Source organism: Phocaeicola faecium (genome assembly GCF_014837055.1).
In the GTDB taxonomy this organism is placed as follows: domain Bacteria; phylum Bacteroidota; class Bacteroidia; order Bacteroidales; family Bacteroidaceae; genus Phocaeicola; species Phocaeicola gallinarum.
Genome location: NZ_JACSPQ010000048.1, coordinates 1 through 2,069, shown reverse-complemented (window position 1 = coordinate 2,069; position 2,069 = coordinate 1). Strand labels below are relative to the sequence as shown.

The 2,069-nt window shown below is 66.6% G+C and carries 2 protein-coding genes; both read left to right on the top strand.

The genetic code is table 11. The features are described from left to right. Positions 1 to 163 precede the first annotated feature (163 nt). A complete protein-coding gene (gene istA, locus H9626_RS15800; protein ID WP_191710832.1) occupies positions 164 to 1,630 on the top strand; it encodes an IS21 family transposase in 1,467 nt (488 codons plus the stop codon). Beyond that, positions 1,620 to 2,069 (top strand): ATP-binding protein (locus H9626_RS15795; protein ID WP_225231022.1); only part of this gene is annotated, 450 nt, incomplete at its 3' end. The genes istA and H9626_RS15795, both read left to right, overlap by 11 nt.

The following is a 2,069-nucleotide window of genomic DNA, read 5'->3' as shown; positions in this document are numbered from 1 at the left end:
GTACGGTGTCGGCACTTGTTCTGAACAGTGGCGGCGTTCATTCTGGACGGTGCAGGCGGTATGGTGCCGGTGCGGTGCGGTGCGAGGGCGCCGGTGCCGTTGGTTTCCTGATAGATTCCCGAGTGCTGATCAACCATTCGTTCGGTTTCTCGGGAGGAAAGGAATGACGACACCGGTGCGTATCCAACAGCGTATCAGGCAGCTGGAAGGACAGGGATTGAATCACACGCGGATAGCCAGGGAGCTTGGTGTTTCGCGTACGACGGTAATCAAGTACGTGTCGAGGGATTATTCGCCCTCGCCGCGGGAGGGGGCGGTCGGGAGCCGTTCCCTGGTGACGGGTGAGTACGCGCGCGCTGCGGACGAGTGGCTGACCTCGGACCTGCGGATGCCGCGCAAGCAGCGGCATACCGCGCGCCGAGTGCACGAGCGGCTGGTGGCCGTGCTCGGGTTTCCCGGCGAGTACTCCTCGGTGCAGCGATGGGTCAAGAAGTGGCGGGAGGCGCATCGCCGCGAGTCCGACGGGTACGCGGAACTGGAATGGGCCCCCGGCACGGCGCAGGTGGATTACGGTCTGGCAAAGGCCGTGGTCGCGGGCGTGGAACGGACTGTGCATTATTTGGCGGTCTCGTTCCCGTACTCGAATATGCGGTACGTGGCCGCGCTGCCCGGGGAGACCACGGAGTGCGTGTGCCATGGTCTGCTGCAGGTCTTCGGACACATGGGCATGGCGCCCAGGGTGCTGGTGTTCGACAACGCCACCGGCGTCGGCCATTGCAACGCGGACGGCACGGTCACGCAGACCCGCCTGTTCTCCCTGTTCAGCGCGCATTACGGGTTCGAGACCAGGTTCTGCAACCCGTATGCGGGCCACGAGAAGGGCAGCGTCGAGAACGCGGTCGGGTTCGTGCGCCGCAACCTGATGGTGCCCGAACCGGCGGCCGAGGGGTGGGACGCGCTGAGCCGCGCCTGGCTGGACGAGTGCGACGCCATCGCCCGCCGGGAGCACTACCGCCAGGCCGTGCCGATCAGGGATTTGTTCGAGACCGACCTGGATCACATGCTCCCGTTGCCGGGCACGCCGTTCGACGCATGCGACTGGCGGAGCGTGAAGACGGACCGCACCGGCACGGCCCTGATCGATGGCAACCGGTACCTCGCCGGTCCGAGATGGCGTTCCATGCGCCTCCGGGCCGGTGTCAGGGCCCTGGACATCGAGATGCGAGGCCCCGACGGGGAATACATCGTGACGCTGGAACGCGTATGGGGCCACGAGCCACGCACCGTCATGGAACCGACGACGCTGCTGGCGATCATCGCGCGCAAGCCCCGGATGTGGGGCGAGAGCCCGATCCGGGGCGATTTCCCCGAAAACGTGCGCGACCTGCTCGACCGAATGGATGGACGGGCGCGCGCAGACCTGGTCGACGACATCAGGCATGTGTCCTCGACCAGCGGGTTCGCGGCCGCCGCCAAGGCCGTGTCCGCGATCATCGATGCCGGACGCCGGCTCGACCGCGCCTCGATCGACCAGACCGCCAGACGGATCAGGCAGGGCGGCGAGGACACCGCACCCGGCCCCGATCTGAGCCGATACAACACCTACATGGAGGAAAGAGATGACGACTGATCCCGCGAAGCGAACGGACCGCACGGCACGGAAGGCCACCGCCGAACAGGTCATGGAACTCTCCCGCAACCTGCCATTGACCCGAAGCGTGCTCAGACGGGCCGTCGAGAACGCCACCCCCGGCCAGCTCGGCTTCCTCGCGGCCCTGTTCACCGCCGAGAACGCCAGCCGCGCCGAATCCAAACGGAACCGGCTGCTCAGACAGGCCGGCTTCCCCCAATCCAAAGAACTTGACGGGTACGACTGGAGCATGGCCGCGTTCCCCACCGACTGGGGACGCGAACAGCTCGTCTCCCTCGAGTTCATCGACCACGCCGAGGACCTCGTGCTCTACGGCGACGTGGGATGCGGCAAGACCCACCTCGCCATCGCCACCGGCACCCTCGCCTGCAGGCGGGGCATACCGGTCAGGTTCTTCACCGCCTCCGGCCTGATCATG

What these genes read in the sequence shown, in the direction of transcription:
- istA (WP_191710832.1), top strand. Translation starts at nt 164, where the DNA reads ATGACGACACCGGTGCGTATCCAACAGCGTATCAGGCAGCTGGAAGGA.